Origin of the sequence: Dermabacter sp. p3-SID358, from assembly GCF_025147465.1 — a bacterium.
Taxonomy (GTDB): Bacteria; Actinomycetota; Actinomycetes; order Actinomycetales; family Dermabacteraceae; genus Dermabacter.
The window spans coordinates 1-5,547 of record NZ_JALXOZ010000031.1; the positions used below are offsets into that span (position 1 = coordinate 1).

Sequence of the window (5,547 nt, forward strand, 5' to 3'; positions counted from 1 at the left end):
CGACAAAGCACTCCCCTTATCTGTGGGAGACGACTTTCGTGCCGATGCTTGCCCACTCAAAGAGCCACTTGGCATCCGCAACGCGCATGTTGATGCAGCCATGCGAACCCGAGTAGCCGAAGCTCGAGCGCCACGGCGCGGAGTGGAGGGCGTAACCCTTGTGGAAGAACTGGTTGTACTTGACGCCCTTAGTGCAGTAGTCATATCGAGGAGTACAGCCCATGTTTTGCACCTCGGTGCGATGCCAGATCGTGTACTCACCCGTCGGGGTTTCTGTTCCCTTACCACCGTCGACGATCGAGACGGGGCCCCACACTGGCTTGTCGCCGACGTAAGCGGTCACGGTCTTGTTCGCGAGGTTGATGTCGATCCACTTCTCACCATTGTGAGCCTCGGCGGGGGCGTACGAGGGAAGCTCACCGGGAACTTGGTCGAGATTGACGGGGGCCTTCTCAACCTTCTTTTCCTTGACCTCGGCTTTCTCGACCTCCGTGGTCATCGCTAGGTCAAGGTTGTCGCCGGAAGAGAGGGCCTTGGTGAGCTTCTCGGAAATCTCCTTGGCGTTAGTGACTTTCACGCCATCTTTTCCGGGAGAGACTTCGGTGCGAGAACCGTCCTCGGCGACCTCGACGATGCCGTCCTTCTTCGTCTTCTCGACCTTCCCGGTGATCTTTCCGACGTACTTGTCGACCTTCTCCTGGTCCACGGCGATTTCGAAGTTGTCTCCAGCCTCGTTAGGGGAGATCGAGACGAAACCGAGACGGTCTTCGCGCGTAACTTCGTAGGTCTTGTCCTCGGGGCCCGTCACAACCATGGAGCTCTTGAGCATGCCGTCGAGAGTTTCGAGAGCTTCGTTGGCCTTGGCGGTAGTGAGCTGTGGCTCGATGTCCGTGAACTCCTGTTTAACCGTGAAGTCCCTGAGTTCGGGCGCATTCTTCTTCACGGTCGCGACGAACTGAGCCGGGTCGACTCCCTTGCCGGGCTTCGACTCGATGACAGAGAATTCCTTGCTCTCCTTATCCTGGACAATCTCTGCATCGACCGGTTCGACCTCGTTTTCGGGCACGAGCGACTCGGCGTAATCACGAGCCTTTTTTTCATCGACGGTGATAACGGGAGTGATGTCGCGTGTGTCGCTTAAAGCCGCGCTGACAACCGCGGGAACGCTCGATTCGCGCGAGAGGGCTTTCTCGACAGTCTTGTCGACATCGATGTGCGCTCCGACCTCTTCGAGGGGCACGGCGTTGCTTTCGCCGTTTGCGTCAACGGTGACCTTTACGCCGCTCGTACTCTTTTCTACGACTGCGCGGATTTCGTCGGCAGTTTTCCCTGCGACATCAACCCCATCGATTGTCGTGCCGGGCAGCGCCTTACCTTCGAACTGCTTGGCGAAGGCAAACGAACCACCGGTCGCGACGAGTGCGATCACGACGGCGACGGCAGCGAGTACGAGGAACAGCACGCGTCCGCGCTTTTTCGGGGCACGGGTGTGTGTCACGGGGGTGGTCGCCATGTGCTTGATCCTTAAAGTTTGGAGTGGGGGTTTGCCATCACTTTAGCGAACGTGAGCTAAAAGTTTAAGATGCACAGTATGCTTCGTTGTGTGTCATGGGCGACGTTGCTCGGAAGTGTCCCGAACCAGCACGTTGACATCGGTTAAGGTGGCATGTGTTCAAACCCCTCCCATGAAAGCGTGCCGTGAACGAAGTAACCTCCTCGCGCGTGTGGCATGAACCCAACGAGGTGCCGAGCCAGCTTGCACCCGGAGTCGTGACGATCGGCAACTTCGACGGCGTGCATCGCGGCCACCGCCGCGTGATCGACTCCCTCACGTCTTACGGCAAAAAGTACGGCCTCGTGCCGCGAGCGCTGACCTTCCATCCGCACCCGCGCCATGTCATGACCGGCAGCGAAGAGCCGATGCTCATCACAGGCTACGCGGATCGCGACTCGCTTGTGTGTGCCGCGGGCGTGGTCGATTTGCTCTCCGTAAATTTTACGCTCGAGTTTGCGCAGCTCACCGCCGAGGACTTCGTGCGTGAGTACCTCGTGGAGCTCCTAGGGGCGAGAGCCGTCGTACTCGGCAAGGATTCTCGGTTCGGTCGCCGCAACGAGGGAAACTTCCAGACCATGGTGGAGCTAGGCGAAAAATATGGCTTTGGGGTCGTGAGTGTCGAAGAGCTCGATGCTGATATCGAAGGGGAATCGGGCAAAGCGGAGCGCATCTCGTCGACACTCATTCGCGAGTGCCTTCTTTCGGGCGACACCCCCGGGGCCGCGCGCATGCTGGGTCGGTGGCACACCGTTCGCGACACGGTGCGGCACGGCTTCAAGCGCGGGCGCGAACTGGGCTTTCCCACCGCGAACTTTAGCGCCCACCCGAGCGGCGCCGTTCCCATTGACGGCGTGTACGCGGGTTACTTTTCGGTGGTGGACGGAGACCGCTTTCTTCAGCGCGTTCCCGCCACGATTTCCGTGGGCACGAACCCCACGTTTGAGGAGGGACCGGCGCACCGAATTGTCGAGACGTATGTGCTTGGCTCGCACGAATACGAGCTGTATGACCGGCAGGCGCAGGTGGAGTTCGTGGAACGATTGAGGCCGACGCTTGCTTTTGATGACATCGAGTCTCTCATCGACCAGATGCATCGCGACGTCGCCGTGACTCGCAGCACTCTTGCCGCGCGCGGCGACCTGAGAGACTAATGCTGCTGCTAGCCTTGGAAGGCCGTGCTTAATCGGCCACGGATTCTAAGTGCTCGGGAGAACAGGCCCCGGTGCGCCGTGCAACAAGGTGATAGGAGAGCCAGTGGCTTACGATTCCTCCGTCAAGCAGGAGATCATTAAGGAATACGGTTTGAGCGAGGGTGACACCGGCTCGCCCGAGGTGCAGATTGCGCTTCTGTCGCATCGCATCAACTACCTCACCGAGCACCTCAAGGATCACAAGCACGATCACCACACCCGTCGTGGTCTGCTTCTCCTCGTTGGTCGCCGCAAGCGCCTTCTGCAGTACTTGCAGTCGGTCGACATTGAGCGTTACCGTTCGCTGATTCAGCGTCTCGGTCTGCGCCGCTGACTTTATTCCGCCGCTCACCCGCTGGGTGGGCGGCGTTTTACCATCCATCGAGTTTTCCTTGCGACAATGATGAGAAGGGGATCGGTCCTCGGCAGTGACGTCTTCCGCGCGTGCGGGATGCGCGACTGGCGATGGCCGGCCCCACGGCAAAGAAAACTCTTGTTCACTATAGAAAGAGAGTGACAGTGACCATGGAAGGCCACAACATTCATTCAACGATCGCCACGATCGACAACGGCTCGTACGGCAAGCGCGAAGTGCGCTTTGAAACCGGCCGCCTCGCAAAGCAGGCCGCGGGTGCCGTCGCCGTCTACCTCGACGACGACACGATGGTGTTCAGCGCAACCGCTGTCTCCAATCAGCCGAAGGAGCAGTTCGACTTCTTCCCGCTGACCGTTGACGTCGAAGAGCGCATGTACGCCGCGGGCCGCATCCCCGGCTCCTTCTTCCGCCGCGAGGGCCGCCCGGGCACCGACGCGATCCTCGCAGCCCGCCTGACCGACCGCCCCCTGCGCCCCGCCTTCGTCAAGGGCCTGCGCAACGAGGTCCAGGTTGTTCTCACGGTTATGGCTGTGAACCCCGACGATGCCTATGACGTCGTGGGCATCAACGGCGCCTCGGCCTCGACCCAGATCTCGGGCCTGCCGTTCTCGGGCCCCATCGGTGGCGTACGCATCGCGCTCATGCCGAACGCCGAGGGCGGCCAGTGGATCGCCTTCCCGACCTTCAGCCAGCTCGATGAGGCCGTTTTCTCGATGGTTGTCGCGGGCCGCATCGTTGAAGATGACGTCGCGATCATGATGGTTGAGGCCGAGGCGACCGATCACGCCTGGTCGCTCATCAAGGAGCAGGGAGCGGTGGCACCGACCGAAGAGGTCGTCGCCCAGGGCCTCGAAGCTGCCAAGGTTTACATCCGCACGCTGTGCGAGGCGCAGAAGGAGCTCGCCGCGAAGGCCGCCAAGCCCGTTCGCGAGTTCCCGCTCTTCCTCGACTACCAGGACGATGCGTACGATCTCGTCGCCGACGCGGCGACCGATCGCCTCCGTGAGGTCATGAGCATCGCGGGCAAGCAAGAACGCGAAGAAGCCACCGAGACCCTGCTCGCGCAGGTCAAGGAGGAACTTGCCGACAAGCTCGACGAGCGCGAGAAGGAAATTACTGGAGCCTTCCGTGCGCTCACGAAGAAGGTCGTGCGCGAGAAGATCCTTACGGAGGGCGTGCGTATTGACGGCCGCGGCCTTCGCGACATCCGCCAGCTTTCGGCCGAGGTCGAGGTGCTCCCGCGAGTGCACGGTTCGGCTATCTTCGAGCGCGGCGAGACCCAGATTCTTGGCGTCACCACCCTCAACATGCTCAAGATGGAGCAGCAGATCGACGGTCTCTCGCCTGTGGATCACAAGCGCTACATCCACCACTACAACTTCCCGCCCTACTCGACCGGTGAGACGGGCCGCGTGGGCTCGCCCAAGCGCCGCGAAATCGGCCACGGCATGCTCGCTGAGCGCGCCCTTGTGCCGGTTCTGCCGAGCCGCGAGGAGTTCCCGTATGCGATTCGACAGGTGTCCGAGGCTCTCGGCTCAAACGGCTCGACCTCGATGGGCTCCGTGTGCGCTTCGACCCTCGCGCTCCTGAACGCCGGTGTGCCGCTCAAGGCGCCCGTTGCCGGTATCGCCATGGGCCTCGTTTCCGACACCGTGAACGGAGAGACCAAGTACGCGGCCCTCACCGACATCCTCGGTGCAGAGGACGCTTTCGGCGACATGGACTTCAAGGTCGCGGGAACCTCCGAGTTTGTGACGGCTATCCAGCTCGACACGAAGCTTGACGGCATCCCCGCTTCCGTTCTCGCGGGTGCCCTCTCGCAGGCTCGCGAGGCTCGCCTCCACATCCTCTCGGTTCTCGAAGAGGCCATCGACCAGCCCGATGAGATGAGCCCCAACGCGCCGCGCGTTCTCGCCGTCACCATCCCGGTGGACAAGATCGGCGCGGTCATCGGCCCGAAGGGGCAGATGATCAACCAGATCCAGGACGACACCGGAGCGGACATCACGATCGAGGACGACGGCACCGTGTACATCGGCGCGACCGACGGCCCCTCGGCCGAGGCTGCGCGTGCGGCCGTCAACGCGATTGCTAACCCGCTTGTGCCAGAGGTCGGCGAACGCTACCTCGGCACGGTCGTGCGTGTCGTCGACTTCGGCGCGTTCATCTCGCTCACGCCTGGCAAGGACGGCCTGCTGCACGTCTCGCAGTTGCGTAAGCTCAACGGCGGCAAGCGCGTGGAGAGCGTCGAGGACGTCGTGAGCGTCGGCCAGAAGATCGAGGTCGAGATTCGCGAGATCGACTCGCGTGGCAAGATCTCGCTCGCGGTGGCGGCTGACGAAGACGACGCTGAGAAGACGGACGAGTCCGAGCAGGGCGCCGAGTAGCCTTTCGCGCTCACACGCGAAGCACGACGAGAGTGGGGG

Annotated in this window: 4 protein-coding genes; 3 read left to right on the top strand and 1 reads right to left on the bottom strand. The window is 61.7% G+C overall.

Annotation, left to right across the window (positions count from 1 at the left end; genetic code table 11):
* Window positions 1-16: 16 nt before the first annotated feature.
* Window positions 17-1,513 (bottom strand): L,D-transpeptidase family protein, encoded by a 1,497-nt coding sequence (locus tag M3B90_RS09530; protein WP_259890149.1) that lies wholly within the window; start codon window positions 1,511-1,513, stop codon window positions 17-19.
* 185 nt (window positions 1,514-1,698) lie between these two features.
* Here M3B90_RS09530 and M3B90_RS09535 point away from each other — a divergent pair, with 185 nt between their 5' ends.
* The 3 genes from M3B90_RS09535 to M3B90_RS09545 all read left to right on the top strand — a co-directional run bounded on the left by M3B90_RS09535 (window position 1,699) and on the right by M3B90_RS09545 (window position 5,508).
* Window positions 1,699-2,706, top strand: coding sequence for a bifunctional riboflavin kinase/FAD synthetase (locus M3B90_RS09535; RefSeq protein WP_259890151.1), 1,008 nt, complete (start codon window positions 1,699-1,701; stop codon window positions 2,704-2,706).
* Window positions 2,707-2,809: 103 nt separating this feature from the next.
* Window positions 2,810-3,079: a 30S ribosomal protein S15 gene (gene rpsO / locus M3B90_RS09540; protein WP_016663029.1), complete on the top strand. Its 270-nt coding sequence runs from the start codon at window positions 2,810-2,812 to the stop codon at window positions 3,077-3,079.
* Window positions 3,080-3,270: 191 nt separating this feature from the next.
* A complete protein-coding gene (locus tag M3B90_RS09545; RefSeq protein WP_259890153.1) occupies window positions 3,271-5,508 on the top strand; it encodes a polyribonucleotide nucleotidyltransferase in 2,238 nt (745 codons plus the stop codon).
* Window positions 5,509-5,547 lie beyond the last annotated feature (39 nt).